The sequence below is a fragment of the Aeromonas sp. R1-2 genome (genome assembly GCF_040908505.1).
GTDB classification, from domain to species: Bacteria; Pseudomonadota; Gammaproteobacteria; order Enterobacterales; family Aeromonadaceae; genus Aeromonas; species Aeromonas veronii.
Window position 1 is genome coordinate 1 of record NZ_JBFODU010000039.1, and the last position, 22,970, is coordinate 22,970.

At 61.5% G+C, this 22,970-nt stretch carries 19 protein-coding genes and 1 pseudogene; 13 read left to right on the forward strand and 7 right to left on the reverse strand.

What is annotated here, in order from left to right; genetic code table 11:
- From AB5Y76_RS14880 to nadK, 4 genes and pseudogenes are all read right to left on the reverse strand, one after another.
- Positions 1–191: pseudogene (locus tag AB5Y76_RS14880) on the reverse strand (IS3 family transposase); the annotation flags it as partial.
- Between the two features lie 115 nt (positions 192–306).
- Positions 307–1,197 carry a manganese-dependent inorganic pyrophosphatase gene (locus tag AB5Y76_RS14885; RefSeq protein WP_263719177.1) on the reverse strand — a complete coding sequence of 297 codons (891 nt, stop codon included), beginning with the start codon at positions 1,195–1,197 and terminating at the stop codon, positions 307–309.
- A gap of 244 nt (positions 1,198–1,441) precedes the next feature.
- On the reverse strand, positions 1,442–3,106 hold the full coding sequence (gene recN, locus AB5Y76_RS14890) for a DNA repair protein RecN (protein WP_263719178.1): 1,665 nt from the start codon (positions 3,104–3,106) through the stop codon (positions 1,442–1,444).
- Between the two features lie 249 nt (positions 3,107–3,355).
- Positions 3,356–4,240, reverse strand: coding sequence for an NAD(+) kinase (nadK, locus tag AB5Y76_RS14895; protein ID WP_041208339.1), 885 nt, complete (start codon positions 4,238–4,240; stop codon positions 3,356–3,358).
- 315 nt (positions 4,241–4,555) lie between these two features.
- On the opposite strand from nadK, the gene grpE reads away from it, so the two are divergent.
- The 8 genes from grpE to AB5Y76_RS14935 all read left to right on the forward strand — a co-directional run bounded on the left by grpE (position 4,556) and on the right by AB5Y76_RS14935 (position 15,345).
- Positions 4,556–5,131 carry a nucleotide exchange factor GrpE gene (gene grpE, locus AB5Y76_RS14900; RefSeq protein ID WP_005338036.1) on the forward strand — a complete coding sequence of 192 codons (576 nt, stop codon included), beginning with the start codon at positions 4,556–4,558 and terminating at the stop codon, positions 5,129–5,131.
- A 298-nt stretch (positions 5,132–5,429) separates the two neighbouring features.
- A complete protein-coding gene (gene dnaK / locus AB5Y76_RS14905) occupies positions 5,430–7,358 on the forward strand; it encodes a molecular chaperone DnaK (protein WP_042053028.1) in 1,929 nt (642 codons plus the stop codon).
- A gap of 101 nt (positions 7,359–7,459) precedes the next feature.
- Positions 7,460–8,602 (forward strand): molecular chaperone DnaJ, encoded by a 1,143-nt coding sequence (dnaJ, locus tag AB5Y76_RS14910; RefSeq protein WP_042053030.1) that lies wholly within the window; start codon positions 7,460–7,462, stop codon positions 8,600–8,602.
- A gap of 264 nt (positions 8,603–8,866) precedes the next feature.
- Complete coding sequence (locus AB5Y76_RS14915; RefSeq protein ID WP_219296587.1) at positions 8,867–10,372, forward strand: carbohydrate porin; 1,506 nt, start codon at positions 8,867–8,869, stop codon at positions 10,370–10,372.
- A gap of 115 nt (positions 10,373–10,487) precedes the next feature.
- Positions 10,488–11,444 carry an aminoimidazole riboside kinase gene (locus AB5Y76_RS14920; protein WP_204478767.1) on the forward strand — a complete coding sequence of 319 codons (957 nt, stop codon included), beginning with the start codon at positions 10,488–10,490 and terminating at the stop codon, positions 11,442–11,444.
- Positions 11,445–11,527: 83 nt separating this feature from the next.
- Positions 11,528–12,892 (forward strand): sucrose-specific PTS transporter subunit IIBC, encoded by a 1,365-nt coding sequence (locus tag AB5Y76_RS14925; RefSeq protein WP_040065997.1) that lies wholly within the window; start codon positions 11,528–11,530, stop codon positions 12,890–12,892.
- The gene (locus tag AB5Y76_RS14930) at positions 12,892–14,307 is read left to right on the forward strand and encodes a sucrose-6-phosphate hydrolase (RefSeq protein ID WP_263719179.1); all 1,416 of its coding nucleotides are present in this window, start codon (positions 12,892–12,894) and stop codon (positions 14,305–14,307) included. Before AB5Y76_RS14925 ends, AB5Y76_RS14930 begins: the two co-directional genes overlap by 1 nt.
- 27 nt (positions 14,308–14,334) lie before the next feature.
- Positions 14,335–15,345, forward strand: a complete 1,011-nt coding sequence (locus AB5Y76_RS14935; RefSeq protein WP_100646367.1) for a LacI family DNA-binding transcriptional regulator — start codon at positions 14,335–14,337, stop codon at positions 15,343–15,345.
- 90 nt (positions 15,346–15,435) lie between these two features.
- On the opposite strand, the gene AB5Y76_RS14940 is transcribed toward AB5Y76_RS14935, so the two are convergent.
- The 3 genes from AB5Y76_RS14940 to AB5Y76_RS14950 all read right to left on the reverse strand — a co-directional run bounded on the left by AB5Y76_RS14940 (position 15,436) and on the right by AB5Y76_RS14950 (position 17,413).
- Positions 15,436–16,164, reverse strand: a complete 729-nt coding sequence (locus AB5Y76_RS14940) for an MgtC/SapB family protein (protein WP_005359256.1) — start codon at positions 16,162–16,164, stop codon at positions 15,436–15,438.
- Positions 16,165–16,382: 218 nt separating this feature from the next.
- The gene (locus AB5Y76_RS14945) at positions 16,383–16,787 is read right to left on the reverse strand and encodes a hypothetical protein (RefSeq protein WP_005359258.1); all 405 of its coding nucleotides are present in this window, start codon (positions 16,785–16,787) and stop codon (positions 16,383–16,385) included.
- Positions 16,788–17,227: 440 nt separating this feature from the next.
- Positions 17,228–17,413: a DUF2892 domain-containing protein gene (locus tag AB5Y76_RS14950; RefSeq protein ID WP_042032494.1), complete on the reverse strand. Its 186-nt coding sequence runs from the start codon at positions 17,411–17,413 to the stop codon at positions 17,228–17,230.
- A gap of 88 nt (positions 17,414–17,501) precedes the next feature.
- Between AB5Y76_RS14950 and AB5Y76_RS14955 the strand changes: the two genes are divergently transcribed.
- Genes AB5Y76_RS14955 through AB5Y76_RS14975 form a run of 5 tightly spaced genes read left to right on the forward strand, consistent with a single transcriptional unit; the run spans position 17,502 to position 22,964 of the window.
- Positions 17,502–17,816 carry a helix-turn-helix transcriptional regulator gene (locus AB5Y76_RS14955; RefSeq protein WP_263719180.1) on the forward strand — a complete coding sequence of 105 codons (315 nt, stop codon included), beginning with the start codon at positions 17,502–17,504 and terminating at the stop codon, positions 17,814–17,816.
- Positions 17,816–18,229 (forward strand): YeeE/YedE family protein, encoded by a 414-nt coding sequence (locus AB5Y76_RS14960; RefSeq protein ID WP_263719181.1) that lies wholly within the window; start codon positions 17,816–17,818, stop codon positions 18,227–18,229. The genes AB5Y76_RS14955 and AB5Y76_RS14960 overlap by 1 nt, the downstream gene beginning before the upstream one ends.
- 13 nt (positions 18,230–18,242) lie before the next feature.
- Positions 18,243–18,713 (forward strand): YeeE/YedE family protein, encoded by a 471-nt coding sequence (locus tag AB5Y76_RS14965; protein ID WP_263719182.1) that lies wholly within the window; start codon positions 18,243–18,245, stop codon positions 18,711–18,713.
- A gap of 41 nt (positions 18,714–18,754) precedes the next feature.
- Positions 18,755–19,795, forward strand: coding sequence for an efflux RND transporter periplasmic adaptor subunit (locus AB5Y76_RS14970; RefSeq protein WP_263719194.1), 1,041 nt, complete (start codon positions 18,755–18,757; stop codon positions 19,793–19,795).
- Positions 19,788–22,964 (forward strand): efflux RND transporter permease subunit, encoded by a 3,177-nt coding sequence (locus AB5Y76_RS14975; protein ID WP_263719183.1) that lies wholly within the window; start codon positions 19,788–19,790, stop codon positions 22,962–22,964. The genes AB5Y76_RS14970 and AB5Y76_RS14975 overlap by 8 nt, the downstream gene beginning before the upstream one ends.
- Positions 22,965–22,970 lie beyond the last annotated feature (6 nt).

A 22,970-nucleotide genomic window follows, 5' to 3' on the forward strand; every position in this document is an offset into this window, starting at 1 on the left:
ACAGAAGCCCCCTGGCTCCAATCTTGCCGACCATGTTTACGCAACCATACCAGAACGGTGGAGCGGCCCTGAATGCCATAACGCACCTGAGCCTGTTTGTAGGTGAGCTCGCCTTTTTCAATCTGCTCGACCAGTGCCAGTTTAAAAGTCAGCGAGTAATCGCGCTGTGTCCGTTTCACACCTTGTCCCATCGGGTTCTCCATTTATTGGGAGGAAAGGTGTAAACCATATTCAGGACGGGACAGGTGAAATAAAAAAGCCCCGCACAGAGGCGGGGCTTTTGCTGAGGCTTGGTGATAGGCGTGCTTAAGCCTTGGCCAGCAACTCCATCACCCAGGGCAGACCCTGCTTCTTGCGGCTCACAAAGCCCGGGTGGTAGCTGGACTCTGCCGGTACTTTGGCGTGGCGGGTAAAGTAGATGCGGCTGGCGGCGGCGGTCAGGTCGGTCACCATCAGGACGAAGAAGTCGAGCCCTTCGGCTTCAACACGGTGTGCCATCTCTTGCTGCAGAGTGTCGATCTGGTCGGCAAGCTGTTGTTCGCTGCCCACTTCAATCTGGCTCATGATGAAGTTCAGACCTTCGGCCTGGAATGCTTTCTCATCCTGCTGCAGCAACTGCGCAGGAGTGAGGCCGCTCAGGTCGGTTTTTGCCATCAGCAGCTGTTGACCAAACTCTGCCAGCGACACCTCGGCCAGCGGCGCAAGACGCTCGCAGGCGATCTTGTCCTGCTCGGTGGTGGTCGGCGAGGTGAGACAGAGGGTGTCGCTCATGATTGCACCCAGCATCAGACGAGCCTGGCTACGGGTCACGGTACCTTGTTGGCTCCGCAGATCAAAAGCGATGGTGCAGGTGCAGCCAACGGCACGGATCCAGGCATCCAGCGGAGACTGGGTGATCAGGGAGCCGAGGCGGTGGTGATCCACCAGTCCCAGTACATTGGCCTGAGAGAGGGTAGAGGGGCCCTGCTCCAGATCACTGAAGTCGACCAGCCAGACATCTTCACCTGTCAGATCCTGAGTCAGCAGCTCGGGCTCGGCGACACCAGCCTGCTCCAGAATGAAGCGGGTTTCGGTACGCAGATCGCCGAGGCGCCATGGGGTGGCCTGACGGCCTTGTGCATTGAGCCAGTCAGCGATCACCAGAGCGCTGCAGATACTGTCACTGTCGGGATTCTTGTGGCCAAAAACGTGGATCATAGACAAAGCCTCACAATTGGATACCCATAAAGGGGGCAACACTATGCGAAATCCCCCTCGTCAAGGCAACCCGATCCCGGCAGATGTTGCTGCCTGCTTGGCCAAATCCACCATTTTATTGATCTGGGTCGGTGATCTCACCGCTCTGACAAATGGCCGGGATGTATTTGCCCTGCTGACTCAGGATGCTTTTCCAGAGCCAGAGCCAGCCGATGGTTATGTTGCCACCAGGTTGGCCTGGGAATTAATGGTGCAGCAGCTCGCGGGCATTGGCCAGGGTAATGTCGGTGATCTGATCCCCTCCCAGCAGGCGAGCCAGTTCGTTGAGCCGGGCGCTCTGATCGAGCGCATCCATCCGGGTTTCGGTGGTCTTGCCGTCGGTGTGCTTGCTCACCACCATGTGCTGGTGGCCATTGCCCGCAACCTGCGGCAAGTGAGTGACCACCATCACCTGAGTCGACTCGCCAAGCTGGCGTAGCAGGCGACCCACCACGGCGGCAGTCGGGCCGCTGATCCCCACATCTACCTCATCGAAAATCAGGGTTGGAGTGGAAACCTTGCGAGCGCTGATCACTACGATGGCAAGGCTGATACGCGACAATTCACCGCCCGAAGCCACCTTGCCAAGCGGTTGGATGGGCTGACCCGGGTTGGTGGTGACCATAAATTCAACCCGGTCTATACCCAGCGGAGAGAGGCTGCTCTGGGCATCGGGGCGCACCTCGATGGCAAAGCGACCATCGGGCATCGCCAGTTCGTGCATGCTGCTGGTCACCTTGACGCCCAGCTCCTGGGCGTAACGCTGACGGCTCTGGCTAAGGGCCTCGGCGGCCTGAACAAAAGCCTGACGGGCCTCGGCCAGCTCATCTTCCATCCCCTCTAACCGCTCTTCGTCAGAGTTGAGGCGGGCGAGATCGGAGGCCAGCTCCTGATGGTACTGGGCCAGCTCTGCCGGTTTGACATGGTGCTTGCGTGCCAGATTGATCGCCTTGGAGAGGCGGGTTTCCAGCTCGTTGAAACGTTCGGGATCCAGCTCCAGCCGATCGAGGTAGCTGCGCAGTTCGCTGTGGCTCTCCTGCACTCCGATCAGGGCTTCGTTCAGCATCTCCAGTACCGGGGTGAGGCGGCTGTCCATGCTGACCAGCCCCTCGGCGCGATCGACGGCTGATTGCAGCAGCCCTGCGATAGTGGTCTCTTCGTTGTCATAGAGCAGGTCGAGACAAGCCCCACACTCCTGCATCAATTCGGTACCGTTGGCGAGACGCTGGTGCTCCTCCTCGATCTCTTCAAACTCGCCCGGCTGCAGGGCAAATTCGTCCAGCTCCTGCACCTGATACTCGATAAGCTGGCGACGGGCTTCCCGCTGCTGCTGCTCGGCCTTGAGCCGGTTAAGTTCGTTTTGCAGCTGGCGCCACTGCTGATAGTGCTGGCGTACTTCGTCGAGCAGCAGATGGTGGCCGGCGTAGCCGTCGAGCAGGGCGAGCTGGTAGTCGGGTTTGAGCAGCATCTGGTGGGCATGCTGACCGTGTACGTTGACCAGCAGCTGGCCCAGATTCTTGAGCTGGGTGAGGGGGACGGGCACGCCGTTGATATAGCTGCGCGAACGCCCTTCGGCAGAGATGACTCGCCGCACGATGCACTCACCCTCGTTCTCCAGCTCGTTGGTGGCGAGCCAGGCGCGGGCGGCCGGGTTGTTGTCGAGCAGGAAGCGTGCGCTGACCTCGCTTTTGTCGCTATCGGGGCGCACCATGCCGGCTTCGGCCCGCTCACCCAGACAGAGGCCGAGGGCGTCGATGGCGATGGATTTACCGGCACCGGTCTCACCTGTGATGCAGGTCATCCCCGGTTGCAGATCGAGTTCGAGAAACTTGACTATGGCGAAGTTGTTGACGGTCAGCTGGGTCAGCATGGTCTCATCCTGTATAGGTCAACATTACTGTGTATGCATCCAGTATATACTGGTCTTATATACAGTAAAGAGGGCTCCGTTATTTTTAACAAAGGAAAGCCGCGCCAGTGCGGTATAGCTATGAGAATGCTGTGCTGACTATTGGCGCGCGGTACTGATATGAGAGTGCAGGGGACGTTGCCACAAAAGAAAGAGAAGGGCGCCAATTCAGGCACCCTCTGTGGCAATGTCGTTGTCGGTCAGCGCCGATTAAAACAGCTTGCTACCCCAGCCGAGCTTGTTGCGCAGCACGTGGAAGTAGCTGTAGTCGAGCGGGTGAACCAGATGAAGCTGGTGGTGGCTCTTCTTGATGAGGATCTCGTCCCCCGGGTGGACCGCCAGGGTCACCTGACCGTCACAACTCACCTGCATGGCATCGTCCTGATTGTCCGGCGAGACCAGCAGCCGCACTTCGCTGTCGGCATCGAGTACAATGGGGCGACTGCTCAGGGTATGCGGGAACATGGGCACCAGCGTGATGGCGTTGAGCTTGGGGGTGAGGATGGCGCCACCTGCCGACAGGGAGTAGGCAGTTGAGCCGGTCGGTGTGGCGACAATGATGCCGTCCGAGCGCTGGCTATACATAAAGCTGCCATCGATATAGACCTCGAACTCGATCATGTGAGCGATCTTGCCCGGGTGCAGTACCGCCTCATTGACCGCCAGATTGCTCGACTTGCGCTCGCCGTGGCGATAGACCGAGGCTTCCAGCAGGAAGCGGTGTTCGCTCTTGTAGTGACCGGAGAGCACCTGCTCCAGCGGCAGCAGATAATCCTGCGGCGAGAGATCGGTCAGAAAGCCAAGGTTGCCCCGGTTGACCCCGATCACCGCCACATCGAAACGCGACAGCACCCGCGCCGCCCCCAGCATGTTGCCGTCACCGCCGACCACGATGGCCAGATCAGCCTGTTGGCCGAGCTGAACCAGATCCATGACGTTTTCATCGAGGATGCTCAGGGTCTGGGCAACCCGGCTCTCCACCAGTACCCGGAAACCGCGTGAGGTCAGGTATTGATGCAGGCCGGTCAGCGTCTGGTTGGCTCCCTCGTGGTGAGGCTTGCCAATCAGGGCGATGGTTTTGAACGGAGAATCCATAGTCTGTCGGGTCTGGGTGAGTATTGGGGGCAGTATACAGCGGTTTGTCACGCTTGTGACGTCCTCCCGCGCGCTTCCCTTGCTGAGGGGGGAGGGCTATCTCCTTGACGCTGCTGGTTAAAAGCTGAGCTGGATTGCCAGGGATGCAGCAAGGAAAGTGCCAATAGTCCTGTTTGAGTGACCTGGATTGCCCTTTTTCCCCTTGAAAGACAGGGATCCATCCCCATAATAGCGCCAACATAGTCGGTCTGATGTCACTGGTCGCTCAGCCAGACGTCAAGGCCCTCGTAAGTAACCCCGGAATCTGGAGATGTCATGAACCACGAAGAGCAAAAGGTTGAAGCGATGGAGCAAGTGGAAGCCCAGCCAGTCGAGCCGACCGATGTAGACAGTGAAGTGACAGCCGAGCAGGCCCGTATTGCCGAACTGGAAGCGCAGCTGGAAACCGCCATCCAAAAAGCGGCGGAAGAGCGTGAACGCGCCCTGCGTACCGCCGCCGAGATGGAGAACCTGCGTCGTCGTACCGAGCTGGATGTGGAGAAGGCGCACAAGTTTGCTCTGGAGAAGTTCGCCAACGAACTGCTGCCGGTGCTGGACAACCTTGAGCGAGCCATCGAACTGGCCGACAAGGAGAACGAAGCCCTCAAGCCGATGATCGAAGGTGTCGAGCTGACCCTGAAATCCATGCAGAGCGGCGTAGCCAAGTTTGGTCTGGTGGCGCTCGACCCGATCAACCAGCCGTTTGACCCCAACGCCCATCAGGCGATGAGCATGGTACCGAGTGCCGATGTGGCCCCGAACACCGTCATTGCAGTGATGCAGAAGGGCTATGACCTCAACGGTCGGGTGATCCGTCCTGCCATGGTGATGATCGCCAAAGCGGTCGACTGATTGGCTGTGGGTGCCCGAGCCCGCCCCGTGGCGGGCTTTTTGTTTCGCAGTGCAGCACCTGTTCATCTTGCCCGGTTTTACGGCTCAACGTGACCGCGCAACCATGACAAAGGGTGTGGTTTTTTAGGGTTGGGGCTTGAAGCTGCGTCTGGCGACCCCATATAGGGTGCAAGGCCGCGGCGGCACAAAAAATTTGATGCCGGGAGCTTGAAAGCCAGATTGGCAGCCCCCACCTAGCCGTTAACGCATTAAGGCGAGTTCCTCGCCAGTTTATTCAAAGTATTTGGAGATTCGTCAAATGGGTAAAATCATCGGTATTGACCTGGGTACTACCAACTCCTGCGTCGCTATTCTGGATGGCGACACTGCTCGCGTGATCGAGAACGCAGAAGGCGATCGTACTACTCCGTCCATCATTGCCTATGCCGATGATGGCGAGATCCTGGTTGGTCAGCCGGCCAAGCGTCAGGCCATCACCAACCCGAAAAACACCCTGTTCGCCATCAAGCGTCTGATCGGTCGTCGCTTTGAAGATGAAGAAGTGCAGCGTGACCTGAAAATCATGCCGTACGCCATCGCCAAAGCTGACAACGGCGACGCCTGGGTTGAAGTGAAGGGCAAGAAAATGGCACCGCCGCAGATCTCTGCCGAAGTGCTGAAAAAGATGAAAAAGACCGCCGAAGACTATCTGGGTGAGCCGGTAACCGAAGCAGTCATCACTGTTCCGGCCTACTTCAACGACGCCCAGCGTCAGGCTACCAAGGATGCCGGTCGCATCGCCGGTCTGGATGTAAAACGCATCATCAACGAGCCGACTGCTGCTGCTTTCGCTTACGGCGTGAACAAGGTCAAGGGCGAGCGCAAGGTTGCCGTATATGACCTGGGTGGCGGTACTTTCGATATCTCCATCATCGAGATCGACGAAGTGGAAGGCGAAACCACCTTCGAAGTACTGGCGACCAACGGTAACACCCACCTGGGTGGTGAAGACTTCGACAACCGCGTCATCAACTATCTGGTAGACGAGTTCAAGCGTGAACAGGGCATCGACCTGCGCAACGACCAGCTGGCTCTGCAGCGTCTGAAAGATGCCGCCGAGAAAGCCAAGATCGAGCTCTCTTCTGCCCAGCAGACCGACGTCAACCTGCCGTACATCACTGCAGATGCCACTGGTCCGAAGCACATGAACATCAAGGTGACCCGCGCCAAGCTGGAATCCCTGGTAGAAGACATGGTGAAGGACTCTCTGGAGCCGGTTCGTGTCGCCCTGAAAGACTCCGGTCTGGCAGTTGGCGAGATCGACGACGTAATCCTGGTTGGTGGTCAGACCCGTATGCCGCTGGTTCAGAAGACCGTTGCCGAGTTCTTTGGCAAAGAGCCGCGTAAAGACGTCAACCCGGACGAAGCCGTGGCCATGGGTGCTGCCATCCAGGGCGCCGTACTGTCCGGTGACAAGACCGACGTACTGCTGCTGGACGTCACCCCGCTCTCCCTGGGTATCGAAACCATGGGTAGCGTGATGACTGCGCTGATTGAGAAGAACACCACCATTCCGACCAAGAAGTCCCAGGTGTTCTCCACTGCCGAAGACAACCAGTCTGCCGTGACCATTCACGTGCTGCAGGGTGAGCGCAAGCGCGCCAGCGACAACAAGTCTCTGGGCCAGTTCAACCTGGAAGGCATCCGTCCGGCACCGCGTGGTCTGCCGCAGATCGAAGTGACCTTCGACATCGATGCCAACGGTATCCTGCACGTCTCTGCGAAAGACAAAGAGACCAACAAAGAGCAGAAAATCACCATCCAGGCCTCCTCTGGTCTGTCTGATGACGAGATCGAGCGCATGGTACGCGAAGCCGAAGCCAACGCGGCCGAGGACAAGAAGTTTGAAGAGCTGGTACAGGCTCGCAACCAGGCTGATGGTCTGGTCCACTCCGTACGCAAGCAGATCACCGAAGCCGGTGAAGCCCTGCCTGCCGACGACAAGACCAAGATCGAAGCCGCTCTGAGCGAGCTGGAAGTTGCCATCAAGGGTGACGACAAGGCTGCTATCGAAGCCAAACAGCAGGCTCTGCTGGAAGCGTCCCAGAAGCTGATGGAAATTGCCCAGCAGCAGGCTCAGGCCCAGGGTGCAGCCGGTGCTGATGCCGGTCAGTCCTCCTCTTCTGCCAAGGCTGACGACGACGTAGTCGACGCCGAGTTCGAAGAAGTGAAAGACGACAAGAAGTAAGCCCTACCCAGATGGGCGAAGTCCGCTTCGCCCATCGGCTTGGTCAATGAATTCACGGGCGTTGGGTAACCAACGCCCGTCTGCGTAACCACAGGATGAGTATGTCGAAGCGCGATTTCTACGAAGTACTGGGTGTGGCGAAAGATGCCGACGATCGCGAGATCAAGAAGGCGTACAAGCGCCTGGCCATGAAGTATCACCCGGATCGTAATCAGGGTGATGCCGCATCCGAAGAGAAGTTCAAAGAGGTCAAGGAAGCCTACGAGGTCCTGACCGATGCCAACCTGCGTGCCCGTTACGACCAGTATGGCCATGCCGGTGTCGACCCGAGCCAGGGTGGCGGTGGCCACGGTGGCTTTGGCGGCGGTGCCGACTTCGCCGACATGTTTGGTGACGTATTCGGTGACATCTTCGGCGGTGGCCGTGGCGGTGGCCGTCGTGGCCCGGCCCGTGGCTCCGACCTGCGTTACACCATGGAGCTGACGCTGGAAGAGGCGGTACGCGGGGTCTCCAAGGAGATCAAGGTGCCTACCCTGGTTCACTGTGAAGTCTGTAACGGCTCCGGTGCCCATACCGGTAGCAGCGCCCAGACCTGCCCGACCTGCCACGGCTCCGGCCAGGTGCAGATGCGTCAGGGCTTCTTTGCGGTGCAGCAGGCGTGTCCGCACTGTCACGGTCGCGGCAAGATCATCAAGGATCCGTGCCGCAAGTGCCACGGTGAAGGTCGCTACCAGCGCACCAAGACCCTGTCGGTGAAAATTCCGGCGGGCGTCGATACCGGCGATCGCATCCGTCTCTCCGGTGAAGGGGAAGCGGGGGAGGCAGGAGCTCCGGCAGGGGATCTCTACGTACAGGTGCACGTCAAAGAGCACGAGATCTTCGTGCGTGACGGCAACAACCTCTACTGCGAAGTGCCCATCAGCTTCACCGCAGCCGCCCTCGGTGGCGAGATTGAAGTGCCGACCCTGGATGGCCGCGTCAAACTCAAGGTCACTCCGGAGACCCAGACCGGCAAGATGTTCCGCATGCGCGGCAAGGGCGTGAAGTCCGTGCGCTCCGGCCAGGTAGGGGATCTGATGTGCAAGGTGGTGATCGAGACTCCGGTCAACCTCACCGAGCAGCAGAAAGAGCTGTTGCGCCAGCTGGACGAATCCTTCAGCGGCGCCGCTGCCAAGACCCACAAGCCGAAATCGGAAGGCTTCTTCGAAGGGGTGAAACGCTTCTTCGACGATCTGACCAGCTGATTTCAGCCACCCGAATAAACAGAGCCGGCCTTGTGCCGGCTCTTTTTTTGCCCGCCGTTTAGCCAGGATCCGCCCTATTGAGTGGATCCTGATGAGGGATCCTCCTCACAACTCCCGCCAATTCCTGCTGTACAAATGTTATCCCGCTCACACTGTTGCTGAAACGGTTTAGTTGTCATATTGAGTTGGCTAAATTGGTTTAGCTATGCTCCGTCTGTCGATAACAACAGCGCCCGTCCGGGCCACAGATGACAGGTGAGGAAGATGATGATGTTCAAGAGCAAGTTGGCGCTGGCGGTAGCGCTGGGACTGGGGATGATCAGCCCGCTGTGGGCGGCGCAGGCGAGTGTTGCAGGTGAGAGTGTCGAGGCCAGACTGGCGGCGCTGGAGGCGCGGGTACAGGCGGCCGAAGCGAGAGCCGAGGCGGCAGAGAGCCGTGCCAGTCAGGCGGAAGTGAAGGCGAGCGCGGCCAGCGAGCAGGCGCAGGTGGCCAACAACCGCAGCCAGAAGGTGGATGAGAAGACCGCTGGTGCCCAGGGCTTCGAGTTTCACGGCTATGCCCGCTCGGGCCTGTTGGTAAACAGCAATGGCAACGGCGGGCGCGGTGGCCCCTACATCACCCCGGCAGGATCCGTGGGCGGGGCTGTCGGTCGCCTTGGCAACGAGGATGACACCTACATGGAGGCCAACCTGCTGAAAACCCAGACCTTCGAGGATGGCAGCTGGGCCCGCTACAAGCTGATGCTGGCGGACGGGGTGGAGACCAGCAACGACTGGACTGCCAGTGATTCGAGCCTCAATACCCGTCAGGTGTTTGCCGAGATCGGCAATCTGGCGAGCTTCGACGGCCCCTTCAAGAATGCGGTGCTGTGGGCGGGCAAGCGCTTTGATCGCGACAACTTTGACATCCACTGGCTCGATTCCGACGTGGTGTTCCTGGCCGGTACCGGCGGCGGTGTCTACGACGTGCAGCTGGCCGACAGCTGGAAGGCCAACTTCTCCCTCTATGGCCGCGATTACGGCGACATCAGCGCCAGCGGTCTTTCCGATATCGAGAGCTACATCCTCACCATGAACAACCGCATCGGTAACTGGCAGTGGATGGTGAACGGTCTCTCGGCCAAGGACAATGACGCCCGCATCAATGACAAGGGGGCGGGCAGCGAGGCGGCGGACAAGGGGGCACACACCCTGCTGGCCTACCACGGCGAGAGCTTCTTTGGCATCAACCCCGGTTTTGCCAAGGCGGCGGTGCTGTACGGTCATGGGCTGGGGGCCGAGGTCAAGGGGCTGGGCTCTGACAGCGAGCTGTTGCCGGACGCCGATGCGGTGCGGATCGCCGTGTTTGGCGCTACCGATCTCAACTCGCGCTGGCGTTTTGCCCCGGCCCTGCTGGCCGAGCAGAGTCAGGATCGCTACGTGAAAGGGGACGAGTACCGCTGGCTCACCTTCAATACCCGGGTGGCGCAGGTGCTGAGCCAGAACGTCGAGCTGGTCTACGAGGCGGCCTGGCAGTACATGGATCTCGATCCCAAGGGCTACAAGGGACGCCAGGCGGTGAACGGCAATTTCACCAAGCTCACCTTCGCCCCCACCTTCAAGGCGCAGACCGCCGGTTTCTTCGAGCGGCCTGAGCTTAGGGTCTTCGCCACCTGGATGGACTGGTCCTCCGAGCTCGACAATTACGCCAGCGACGATGCCATGGGCCAGAGCAACTTCACCGCCGGTGGCGAGTGGAACTTTGGCGTGCAGATGGAAACCTGGTTCTAGTTCGTTATCCCGATCACAAAAATGGCAGCCGGTACCGAGATCTGTTGGTTGGCTAAAACGGTTTAGCTGATAATACCAACCAACAGAACAGAGTTCGGGTTTGACCGAGGATCCGATGCAGCAGTGGAGTAGCAAGGTGACGAATCGAGTGTGGGTAATGGGGGATGCGGTGGTGGACTTGATCCCGGAAGGGGCGTTGCACTACCTCAAGTGTCCGGGGGGCGCGCCCGCCAATGTGGCGGTTGGTGTGGTACGGCTGGGTGGCGATGCGGCCTTTATCGGCCGGGTCGGTGCCGATCCGTTCGGCCGCTTTATGGCCGAGACCCTGAGCGGGGAGGGGGTGGATGTGGCCGCGCTGCGGCTCGATCCAGACCATCGCACCTCTACCGTGCTGGTGGCACTGGATGACGAGGGGGAGCGCAGCTTCACCTTTATGGTGCGCCCCAGTGCCGACCAGTTCCTCACTCCAAATGAGTTGCCCCGCTTCGATGCCAGTCAGTGGCTGCTCACCTGCTCCATCGCGCTCGCCAACGAGCCGGTGCGCACCAGCTGCCTGCAGGCCATGGTGGCCATCAAGGCGGCGGGCGGGAGGGTCTGCTTCGACCCTAACCTGCGCCCCGAGGTGTGGGGCAACCCCGCCGAGATGCTGCCGCTGGTGCGTCAGGCCATTGCGCAGGCGGATGTGGTCAAGCTCTCCATCGAGGAGCTGCAACTGCTGAGTGGCGAGGATGAACTGGTCGCCGGGCTTGCAACTCTCTCTGGCCCCGCGCTGGTGCTGGTGACCAGAGGGGCGGCCGGGGTGGTGGCTCGCCTTGATGGCGAGTTGCTGGAGTGGGTGGGGCAGAAAGTGACGCCCATCGACACCACGGGGGCGGGGGACGCCTTCGTCGCCGGTCTGCTGGCGGCGCTGGCCGGGCGCTCGTCGCTGCCGACGCTGGCCGAGCTACCCGCCATTCTGGCTCAGGCCCACGGCTGCGGGGCGCTCGCCACCACCGCCAAGGGGGCGATGACGGCGCTGCCGACCCGCTCCGAACTGGATGCCTTTTTGCGATCAGACACAAGCGGCTGTTGATCTGCGGCTAGAAGCCCGGCTCGACAGCCCCTACTCTCATGTGACAAGGGCCCGCCAGCGTGGCGGGTCATAAGAGGAAGAATATGAATATCAGTGCGATAGCCAAGGATCTGGTGCCCCTGCTCGGGGGCAAGGAGAACATCGTCAGCGCTGCCCACTGCGCCACCCGGCTGCGGCTGGTGCTGGCCGATGACAGCAAGGTAAACAAGGCCGCCATCGACAAGCTGGAGGGGGTCAAGGGGTGCTTTAGCAACGCGGGCCAAATTCAGGTGATCTTTGGCACCGGTCTGGTCAACAAGGTCTATGCGGAGTTTGTGACGCTGACCGGTACCGGCACCGCCAGCAAGGCGGAGCTGACCGACATGGCGGCGGCCAAGCTCAACGTGGCCCAGCGGTTGGCGCGAACCCTCTCCAACATCTTCGTGCCGATCATTCCGGCCATCGTCGCCTCGGGCCTGCTGATGGGGCTGCTTGGCATGGTGCGCACCTACGGCTGGGCCAATGCCGACAGCGCCCTGTTTGTGATGCTCGACATGTTCAGCTCGGCGGCCTTTATCATACTGCCGATCCTCATCGGCTTTACGGCGGCGCGGGAGTTTGGCGGCAATCCGTACCTCGGGGCTACCCTTGGCGGCATCCTCACCCACCCGGCGCTGACCAACGCCTGGGGCGTGGCCGGTGGCTTCAAGACTATGGACTTCTTCGGGCTGGATGTGGCGATGATCGGCTATCAGGGCACCGTCTTCCCGGTGCTCTTGGCGGTCTGGTTTATGTCCCATCTGGAGAAACAGCTGCGCAAGCGCATTCCGGACGCGCTGGATCTGATCCTCACCCCGTTTCTCACCGTCATCATCACCGGCTTCGTGGCGCTGCTCTTTATCGGCCCGGCTGGGCGGGTGCTGGGGGATGGCATCTCGTTTGGTCTGAGCGCTCTCTATGAACAGGCGGGCTGGCTGGCGGGGCTGGTATTTGGCGGCACTTACTCGCTTATCGTCATCACCGGCATCCACCACAGCTTCCATGCCATCGAGGCGGGGCTGCTGGCCAATCCGCAAATTGGCGTCAACTTCCTGCTGCCCATCTGGGCCATGGCCAACGTGGCACAGGGTGGGGCTTGCCTCGCGGTCTACTTCAAGACTCGCGACGTGAAGATCAAGGCCATTACCGTGCCGGCTGCCATGTCCTGCCTGCTGGGTATCACGGAAGCGGCCATCTTTGGCGTCAACCTGCGCTACATCAAACCCTTCCTCGCCGGTCTGTTTGGCGGGGCCTGCGGCGGCGCCTACGTGGTGGCGGCCAAGGTGGGGATGACGGCGGTGGGGCTGACCGGTATTCCCGGCATGGCCATCGTCCAGCCCATGAGCCTTATTCATTACATCATCGGGCTGGTGATCGCCTTTGGCGCCGCCTTCGCCGCTTCCTACCTGCTCAAGTACAAGGTGGAGTGATGAAGGAAAGCGATCTTCTCAACCAGATTGTCCGGTCGCTGCTGGCCGGACAGCTCAAGGCGGCGGCCGATCCCCATCGGCCCCGCTGGCATCTGGCAGCCCCGGTGGGGCTGCTCAACGATCCCAACGGCTTTATCGAGCATGACGGGCGCTACCACCTCTTCTACCAGTGGAATCCACTGGGCTGCGAGCACCGCAACAAGGGCTGGGGTCATGTCACCTCCACCGATCTGCTGCATTGGCAGCACGAGCCGGTGGCGCTGTTGCCCACCGAAGCCTATGAGAGCCACGGCTGCTATTCGGGCTCGGCGGTGAGCGATGAGCAGGGGCGTCTGACCCTCATCTACACCGGCAATGTCAAATACCCGGATGGCAGCCGCACCGCCTATCAGTGTCTGGCCCGCGCCGACGGTGAGGGCGGTTTTGCCAAGCTGGGGCCTGTGCTGGATCTGCCCGCAGGCTACAGCGGCCACGTGCGCGACCCCAAGGTGTGGCACGACGGCAAACAGTGGCTGATGGTGCTGGGAGCCCGCACCCTGGATGACAAGGGGGAAGTGCTGCTCTATCGCGGCGAGACCCTGCAAAGCTGGCAGCGGGTGGGCCCCATCGCCGGTAGCGGGCGAGGGGGGCTGGGTGAGTTTGGCTATATGTGGGAGTGCCCGGATCTCTTCCCGCTAGGGGATCGCCATGTGCTGATCAGCTGCCCGCAAGGGATTGCCCCGGCAGGCGAGGATTATCCCAACCTCTACCAGTGCGGCTGGCTGGCGGGGGATTTCGACGGCGAGCGCTTCGAGCACGGGGCTTTCCACGAGCTGGACCGGGGCTTCGAGTTCTATGCCCCCCAGACCACTCTGGATAGCCAGGGTCGCCGCCTCCTGTTCGGTTGGCTGGGGCTGCCGGAGGAGAACGAGATGAGCCAACCTACTGTCGCTCACGGCTGGATCCACCAGATGAGCTGCCCGCGGGAGTTGTTCTGGCAGGATGAGTGGCTCTGCCAGCGGCCGGTGGCGGAGCTGGCGGCATTGAAGGGAGAGCAGACCCGCTTCGAGGGGACGCTTGGCGAGTTTCCGGGGTTGGCCATCGACTCGGCCTGGCTCGATCTGGACCTGTGTGGTGAGGGGAGCCTCTGGTTCGGTGCCGTGGCCGAGCTGGTGTGGCAGCCGGGGCGCATCACCTTGTGGCGCCAGAACTGGCAGAGCGGGGCGTGGGAGACCCGCAGCAGCCCATGGGCTGGCGGGCGGATCACCGTGCTATGCGATCGCTCCAGTCTGGAGTGTTTCATCGATGAGGGGCGTCACAGCCTGTCTGCGCGCTACTTCCCCGGGGAAAAGCCGCAACTTTCATCAGGCAACGGCGATGATGGCTGCAAAATTTGCCTCAATCACTGGCCGCTGTCGGCGTGCCTAGTACAATAGCCCGGTTCTAGTCAGCCGGGAGGCCAGGTGGAGAAGAAGAAACGGATCACGATTGCCCAGATCGCCGAACTGGCGGGGGTGTCCAAGGCGACCGCCAGTCTGGTGCTCAACGGGAAGAGTGCGGAGTACCGGATTGCCGACGATACCCGCAAGCGTATTCAGGCGGTGGCGGAGGAGTGTCACTACCTGCCGAGCTTTCATGCCCGCTCCCTGCGTGAGACCCGCAGCTACACCTGGGGGCTGGTGATCCCCGATCTCACCAACTTCGGTTTTGCCCGCATCGCCCGCGCCCTCGAGGCGCACTGCCGGGAGGCGGGCATCCAGCTGCTGATCGCCTGCTCCGAGGATGATCCCGCCCTCGAGCAGCGGGTGGTGGACAACCTCATCAGCCGTCAGGTGGATGGGCTGATTGTCGCCTCCAGCGGCCACAGCGATGACATCTATGCCCGCATCCACGACCGCCTGCCGGTGGTGCAGCTCGACCGCCACATCGGCGAGTCGCGCCTGCCCATGGTGATCTCCGATGCCTGCAAGGCGACCGCCGAGCTGGTGCGGGACATGGCCAGCGAGTGCGGCGAGGAGATCTACTACTTCGGCGGTTTGCTGGATCTCTCCCCCAGCCGTCACCGGCTGGCGGGCTATGAGCTGGGGCTCCATCGCGCCGGTTTTGAAGCCGATGCAGCCCGGGTGCGCCATCGCGACTATCAGCCGAGCTCCGGTTATCAGCTGATGGCTGAGCTGGTGGCCGAGCTGGGAGCGCCTCCCAGGGGGCTCTTTACCGCCTCCTTTACTTTGCTGGAAGGGGTGCTGCGCTACCTCAACGAGGCGGGGTTGATGGAAACAGGCATGCGCCTGTGCACCTTCGACGATCACGACCTGCTCGACTGCATTCCCATGCGCATCGACTCGGTAGCGCAGGATTGTCCGGCGCTGGCCCTCGCCGCCTTCGAGCTGATGCAGCAACTGATTGCGGGCAATCCCCCGGCGCAGACCGCCCAGGTGATCACCCCCAGGGTGCGCTGGCGCAGTCGCCGCTAGCCACTCTTCGCCCATCCATATGAAAAAGCCCCGCCATTGCTGGCGGGGCTTTTTGCTGCGGGCTGATGGCTCGTTCCTCTGACCGGCAGCTCAATCGGTGGTACTGGTGCGCCAGAACACCTGCTTGATATGGGGGTGGATGGCCAGCTTTTGCATCAGGGCATCCAGCTCGTCGCCATCGATGGAGGTAGCCAGCAGCACCGCCGAGATCTCCAGATCCCCCGCGCCAAACGGCTCGATGTCGAGTTCGCTCAAGGGGTAGTTGGCCTGCTCCAGCATCTCTTCCAGCCAGTGCAGCACCTCTTTTTGATGCTCGCGCTGGGTCAAGGCCGTCACCTTGTAGGTCACTTCGGTGTCGGTATTGTCTACCGGGCGACGGTTGATCTGGTTGACCAGCGGTCGCAGCAGGGTGTTGGCGGCCAGCACGAACAGGGCGCCCAGAATGGCCTCCATGGCTAACCCGGCGCCACAGGCGGCGCCGACTGCAGCGACACCCCAGAGGGTGGCGGCGGTGTTGATGCCGCGGATATTGCCCGACTCGCGCATGATGACGCCGGCGCCGAGAAAGCCGATGCCGGAGACGATATAGGCCACCACATGGACCACGTTGTAGTTGCCGCCGTGCAGGTCATAGATACGCTGGGCCAGACTGACGAACAGGGCGGCCCCCACGGCGACCAGCACGTTGGTGCGAAGGCCCGCGGTACGTTGGCGGTACTGGCGCTCCAGCCCGACCAGACTGCCGAGCACAAAGGCGAGCAGCAGGCTGGCCAGGGTGTCGAGCAGGGAGAGCATGTCAATTTGTTGCCACATCTTCATGGCGTATTCCTTCTGATAAGCGCTGGCTTGGCGCAATCCATGATGAAACGCCGGGAGGCGGATGGATCAGGGGATGATTGCGCGGATGGCCAGCAGACAAACAAAAACGCGGCGTCCCGGGGCGCGAGCATCATCAGATGCCCTGACGCTCGGAGAGGACGCAACAAGCGGGGCCAGCGTGGCTGGCCCCTTTCACTGTGGTTAACGCAGATGAGCGGTCAGTTGAGCTCGGGATCGCAGTCGATGCGCGGGCGCAGTTGCCAGCGCACCGGATGTGCTACTCCGACCTGATGAACGAACTGCACCAGATAGCGTCGCTGGGGCGGGGTGCACTGCAGGTTGAGCACCAGCTCTCGCCCGCCGCCGCGACCCGGCTTCATCGATTGCATCGGTTGCAGCCCCGCCGGTTGCAGGGTGTGGTTCACCATATCCAGCACCTGCTCCATATCGGCGCGATCCTCACAGCGGATCTGTAGCCGGTAGTGGTGCTGACGCTGTTTGCCGCCCAGCCAGCGTGGCAGCATGCCACGGCCGAGCCGGCTTAACAGGGGGTGAGCCCGGGTAGCAACAGAACCTGTTGCGACCGCGCGATCCGCAGCCGGTTTGATTGAGATAAAACGCATAGCAGCCTCCTTGTGGGAAGCAGAAACTATGCAGGCATGGCGACCGTGGCGGTTGGCCTCTGGTTGCCAGACGTCAAGTGTAAAAAGGGAGAAGAGGGGAGTGGATTTCCGCTTCTCGCAGGGTTGCGAGCATGCGGCAGAGAAAGACCTGCGGCTAGCTCGCGACCTTGGTACCGACGATGAGGGTCGGTCTACAACTGTCACTTGATGAGTTGCCCACTGATGGTCTCCGCTATTGATAAGAGGCTCGAATGATAGCCGAGCTGACGCAGAGGGTAAACCCCGAGCCAGTGGCGGAAACATCCTGAAACAAATTTGAGCTCTCACTTCGCCGCGACCGCTTGACGGCCGTTTGCGGTTGTCGAGACGTCTCTGTGCTGCTTGCCAGATCTTGCGCTGGAGCTTGCAGGGGCGGAATACCCCCACTTCGCCCAAGCCGCTTACTTAAACCCAAGTCGCCTCAGGATGATGGCTGCCGGGCAGAAACCGGTGAATGCGCTCTGGATCAGGTTGACCCCGACAAAGGCACTCAACCAGACAAAGCCCGGATGAACCCAGGTGGTAAGGATCAGCGAGAGCAGCAACATGCAACCCGCGACGATTCTGACTCCGTTATCTACTGTCATGGTCTTTCTCCCTATCTACTTTAGATATTGCTAATTTAGTGTTGTTTTATACAATAGAACAAATATCAGCAATTGCTAATTTACTCTTATGAGCCAATTCGACGAGATGAACAGACATGCGACAGCCGCAGCCTCCCTGCTCAAGGCGTTGGCTCATCCCGAACGCCTGATGGTGCTCTGCCAGCTGGTGGAGGGGGAGAAGGGGGTCGGGGAGCTGCTGGCCCACAGCCAGTTGGGGCAGTCGGCCTTCTCCCAGCAACTTTCGGTATTGAAGCGCTACGGCCTGATCCGTTCGCGCAAGGTCTCCCAGCAGATCTACTACTCGTTGGTGAGCGAGGCGGCCGCCGATTTGCTGGGGGCGCTGCAAACCCATTTTTGTCACTCAGAAAATAAGGAATCTTGATGATGGAAAGCCAATGGCTGCTCTCTCTGGGCGGCGGCATGCTGGCAGGGCTGTCGGCCCTGATCCTGATGTTGTTCAACGGCCGGGTCGCCGGGATCAGCGGTATTCTGGCCGGTGCACTGCAACGCAAAGCGCCCTGGCGCCTGTTCTTCTTGCTGGGACTGGGGGCGGGCGCCTGGTTGGCGCTGACTCTGGGTTGGGCCAGCATGCCCGCATTCACCACCTTGCCCGGTTGGCCAGTGTTGCTGCTGGCCGGTTTGCTGGTCGGCATCGGCACCCGTCTTGGCAATGGCTGCACCAGCGGCCACGGCATCTGTGGCATGGGGCGGCTCTCCCTGCGCTCCATTGTCGCCACCCTCACCTTTATGGCGGCTGGCTTTATCACCGTCTTCGTCACTCATCATCTGCTGTAAGGGGCTGATTGCCATGAAGTTGCTGACAAGTTTGTTTGCGGGCCTGCTGTTCGGGCTGGGGATGGCCATCTCCGGCATGGTGGATCCCGCTCGGGTCACCGGTTTTCTCGATCTGGCTGGCGCCTGGGATCCCAGCCTCGCCTTCGTGATGGGAGGCGCCCTGCTGGTCTTTATGCCGGGTTACTTCCTGCTGGTGAAACCCCGTCGTCAGAGCGTGCTGGGGGAGCCCATCGCCGCCGTACCAGCTCCTCGGCTGGATCGTCGTCTGATCGGCGGGGCCGCGCTGTTTGGCATCGGCTGGGGATTGGTGGGTATCTGCCCTGGGCCTGCTCTGAGTCTCATTTCCAGCGGGCAGCCCATGATAATGTTGTTTATAGCGGCCATGGTGGCCGGGATCTTGCTGTTTGACAGAGGGCTGGCCAGGGTGCTGAGCAAGGCGCCAGCTCGGGGAGTGGATAAGGTGCGCCAGTCCCATACCGCCTGATCCCGTGAAGTGACAGATTACGCCAGGGAAGGAGAGTAATGATGGAAATGATCCGGTTGCTGGGGATCACCTGGTTGGTGATGACATCGCAGGCCATGACATCCCCCCGGGCCTTTGCCGTGGACGGGGAGCCAGAGCCCTTGTTGACAGTGGCGCCACAGCCGGTGACCGACTGGCTGACGCTGGATGGCACCGTCAGTGCCATCAATCAGGGGACGGTGGCGGCCCAGACTAGCGGCCGGGTCTCCCGTATGCTGGTGGATGTGAACGATCAGGTGCAGGCGGGGCAGCCGCTGCTGGAGATCAGCGGCAAGGAGCAGTTTGCCGCCGTCACGGGTGCTGAGGCGCGGCTGGCGCGGGCGCAGGCCCAGCAAGTGGAAGCCGAGCGCCAGCTCGCCCGCTTTCAGGCGCTGATTGCCAAGGGGGTGATCACCCGCGCCCAGCTCGATAATGCCCAGGCGACGGATCGCGCCGCCCGCGCCGAGGTCAATGCTGCCGATGCAGCTCTCACTCAGGCCCGCGAGGCCTACGGTTATACCCGCATTCTGGCTCCCTACGCCGGAGTTGTGACCAAACGGCTGGTGGAGTTGGGGGAGACTGTCGCCCCCGGTACCCCGCTGCTCTCCGGCTTCTCCCTCGACACCTTGCGGGTGGAGGTGGAGTTGCCCCAATCCGCCCTTTCGCTGGCTCGTGAGCCTGAGGATGTGCAGGTGCTGCTGCCTGATGGCAAGTCTGTTACCCCGGTCAAACTGACCCGCTTCAACTATGCCGACAGCCAGAGCCACGCCTTCAGGTTGCGCCTCGACTTGCCGCCGCAAACCACCGGGGTATTGCCCGGCATGTGGCTCAAGGTGCAGCTCAAGCAGGGTGAGCGTCAGGTGTTGCAGGTGCCGGATCGCGCCTTGCTGCGGCAAGGGGAGTTCAACGGTGTCTACCTGCAACAGCCCGCTGGCTGGGCCCTGACGCCGGTGCGGGTAGGCCATTGCTTTGAAGGGCAGTGCGAGATCCTGGCCGGTCTGCAAGCCGGTGACAAGCTGGCCTCCGATGCCTGGGCGCAGCAGCAGGAGGTGGCTCATGAGTAGCGAGCTGAGCGGCAACAAGGAGAGGATGGGGCCTGCCGGTCGGCTGGCGGCGCTGTTTCAGGGCTCGGCCATCACTCCGCTGCTGGCGCTGGTGGGGCTGTTGCTCGGCCTGTTTGCGGTGCTGGTGACCCCCAAGGAGGAGGAGCCGCAGATCGATGCCACCTTCGCCGATGTCTACATTCCCTTCCCGGGAGCCACCCCGGCAGAGGTGGAATCCCTCGTCACTACCCCTGCCGAGCAGGTGGTCTCCCAGATAAAGGGGATAGATACCCTCTACTCTTTTTCCCAACCCGATGGCGCCCTGCTGGTGGTGGTGTTCAAGGTGGGGGTGAGCCGCGAGCAGGCCATCGTCGATCTCAACAACCAGCTCGACTCTAACCGCGACTGGTTGCCACAGGGGATCGGGGTCGGTCAGCCGCTGGTAAAACCCCGGGGGATCGATGATGTCCCCATCGTCAGTTTGACCTTATGGAGCAAAGATTGGAGCAAAGAGTGGAGCAAGCAACTGGGAGCACCCGAGCTGACCCGGGTCGCCCATGAGTTGGAGACCGAACTCAAGCGCATTCCCGGTACCCGCGATATCTACACGCTGGGCAGCCAGAGCGCCGTGCTGCGGGTGATGCCGGATCCGGCGGCCCTCAGTGCCCACGGCATCAGCTGGGGCGAGCTGAGCCAGCGACTTGCGGCCGCCAATCAGGTGGGCACGACACAGGCTATCGAGCAGAGCAACAGTGAGATTAAGGTGCAGGTGGGGCAGTTTCTGCAAAGTGAGCAGGAGGCTAGAGAGCTGGTGGTGGGGCTGCACGACGGCAAGCCGGTCTATCTGGGGGATGTGGCCAGGGTCTCTCTGGGTCAGGAGACCCCGACCAAGCGCAGCTGGATGGGGCTGGGGGATCGCAGCTATCCGGCGGTGACCCTGGCCATCGGCAAGCAGCCAGGCCAGAACGCGGTCGATGTGGCCAAGCGGGTGGAGGCGCGGGTCGAGAGTCTCAAGAATCGGCTTATTCCGGCCGGGGTCGAGGTGACGGTGACCCGGGACTACGGCGTCACCGCCGAGACCAAATCCAACACCCTGATCGGCAAGCTGATTTTTGCCACCACGGCGGTGGTGCTGCTGGTGCTGGTGAGCATGGGCTGGCGCGAGGCGCTGGTGGTGGGCGTTGCCATCGTCATCACCCTGGCACTGACCCTGTTTGCCAGCTGGGCCTGGGGCTTTACCCTCAACCGGGTGTCGCTGTTTGCGCTGATCTTCTCCATCGGCATTCTGGTGGATGACGCCATAGTCGTGGTGGAGAACATCCACCGCCATCGCGGTTTGGGCAAGGGGTCGCTCAAGGAGCTTATTCCGGGGGCGGTAGACGAGGTGGGGGGGCCGACCATACTGGCGACCCTGACCGTCATGGCGGCTCTGCTGCCGATGGCCTTTGTCAGCGGGCTGATGGGTCCTTACATGAGCCCCATCCCCATCAATGCCAGCATGGGGATGCTTATCTCCCTGCTGGTGGCCTTCATCTTCTCCCCTTGGCTGGCGAGCCATTTGCTCAAAGGTGAGGTGCACGGTGCCCACGGCGAGGCCAAGGCGGGTCTTTTTCACCGGCTGATGACCCCTTTCCTGATTGGTGATGGCGCCAAGCGCGCCAGACGCAAACTCTGGCTGGTGGTGTTGCTGCTGGTCGGGGCCGCCACCGCCATGCCGGTGGTGCAGTGGGTGGTGCTCAAGATGCTCCCCTTCGACAACAAATCGGAATTTCAGCTGGTGCTCGATATGCCGGAGGGAGCCACGCTGGAGCAGACCGAGCGCACCCTGCTGGCGGTCGGGCGGGAGCTTGCCAAGGTGGAGGAGGTGAAGGATTACCAGATCTACGCCGGCACCGCCGCCCCCATCAATTTCAACGGTCTGGTGCGCCACTACTTTATCCGCAGCGGCGCCAACGTGGGGGATATTCAGGTCAATCTGGTGGACAAGCATGAGCGGGAGCGCAGCAGTCACCAGATTGCCCAGTCGGTTCGGGAGCCGCTGCAGGCCATCGCCAGTGCGGTGGGGGGCAACCTCAAGGTGGTGGAAGTGCCCCCCGGCCCGCCGGTCTGGTCACCCATCGTTGCCGAGATCTATGGCCCGACTCAGGCTGCCCGCGAAGCGGCAGCGCGCGCCGTAGAGGCTCGCTTTGTAGCCACCGCGGATCTGGTGGATGTGAATATCTATCTGACCGATCCGCAGCCCAAGTGGCGGCTGGTGGTGGATCGCAGCAAGGCGGCCCTGCTCGGGGTCGATCTCGGGGATCTGGTGAACACCCTCAATGGCGGGGTGGGTTATCAGGATGCCAGCTGGCTGCAGGGGCACGGCGCCAAGTATCCGGTGCCGATCCGCATCGAACTGGCTCCCGGTGACAAACGGGATCTGGCGGGTGTGCTGGCCCTCAAGGTGCGCAGCCAGAGCGGCCAGCTGGTGCGGGTCTCCGAGCTGGTAAGTCGCCGTGATGAGGTGGCCCCCAGCTATATCATGCACAAGAACATGCAGCCCATGGTGATGGTGGTGGCCGACATGGGTGGCCACACCGACAGCCCGCTCTACGGCATGTTTGCCGCCGGTGCCGATATCGACCTGCCCCAATATTACGTGCAGCAGCCCGACAAGCTGGGGGAGGTGGCGCTGTTGTGGGACGGGGAGTGGAAGATCACCTACAAGACCTTCCGCGACATGGGTATCGCCTACGGAGTGGGGATGATCCTCATCTATCTGCTGGTGGTGGCCCAGTTCCGCTCCTATCTGGTGCCGCTCATCATCATGGCTCCCATTCCGCTCACCATCATAGGGGTGATGCCGGGCCACGCCCTGCTGGGAGCCCAGTTTACCGCCACCTCGATGATCGGGATGATCGCCCTGGCCGGGATCATCGTACGCAACAGCATCCTGCTGGTGGACTTTATCGAGCAGCAGCGCAGCGCCGGGGTGGCGTTCGAGCAGGCGGTGATCGAAGCGGCGCAGGTGCGGGCCAAACCCATCATGCTGACGGCGTTGGCGGCGATGATCGGGGCCCTGTTTATCCTCGATGATCCCATCTTCAACGGACTGGCCATCAGCCTGATTTTCGGGATCCTGGTCTCCACTTTGCTCACCCTGGTGGTGATACCCTTGCTCTATTATGCCCTGCTCTCCCGACGCTCATGACGGGAG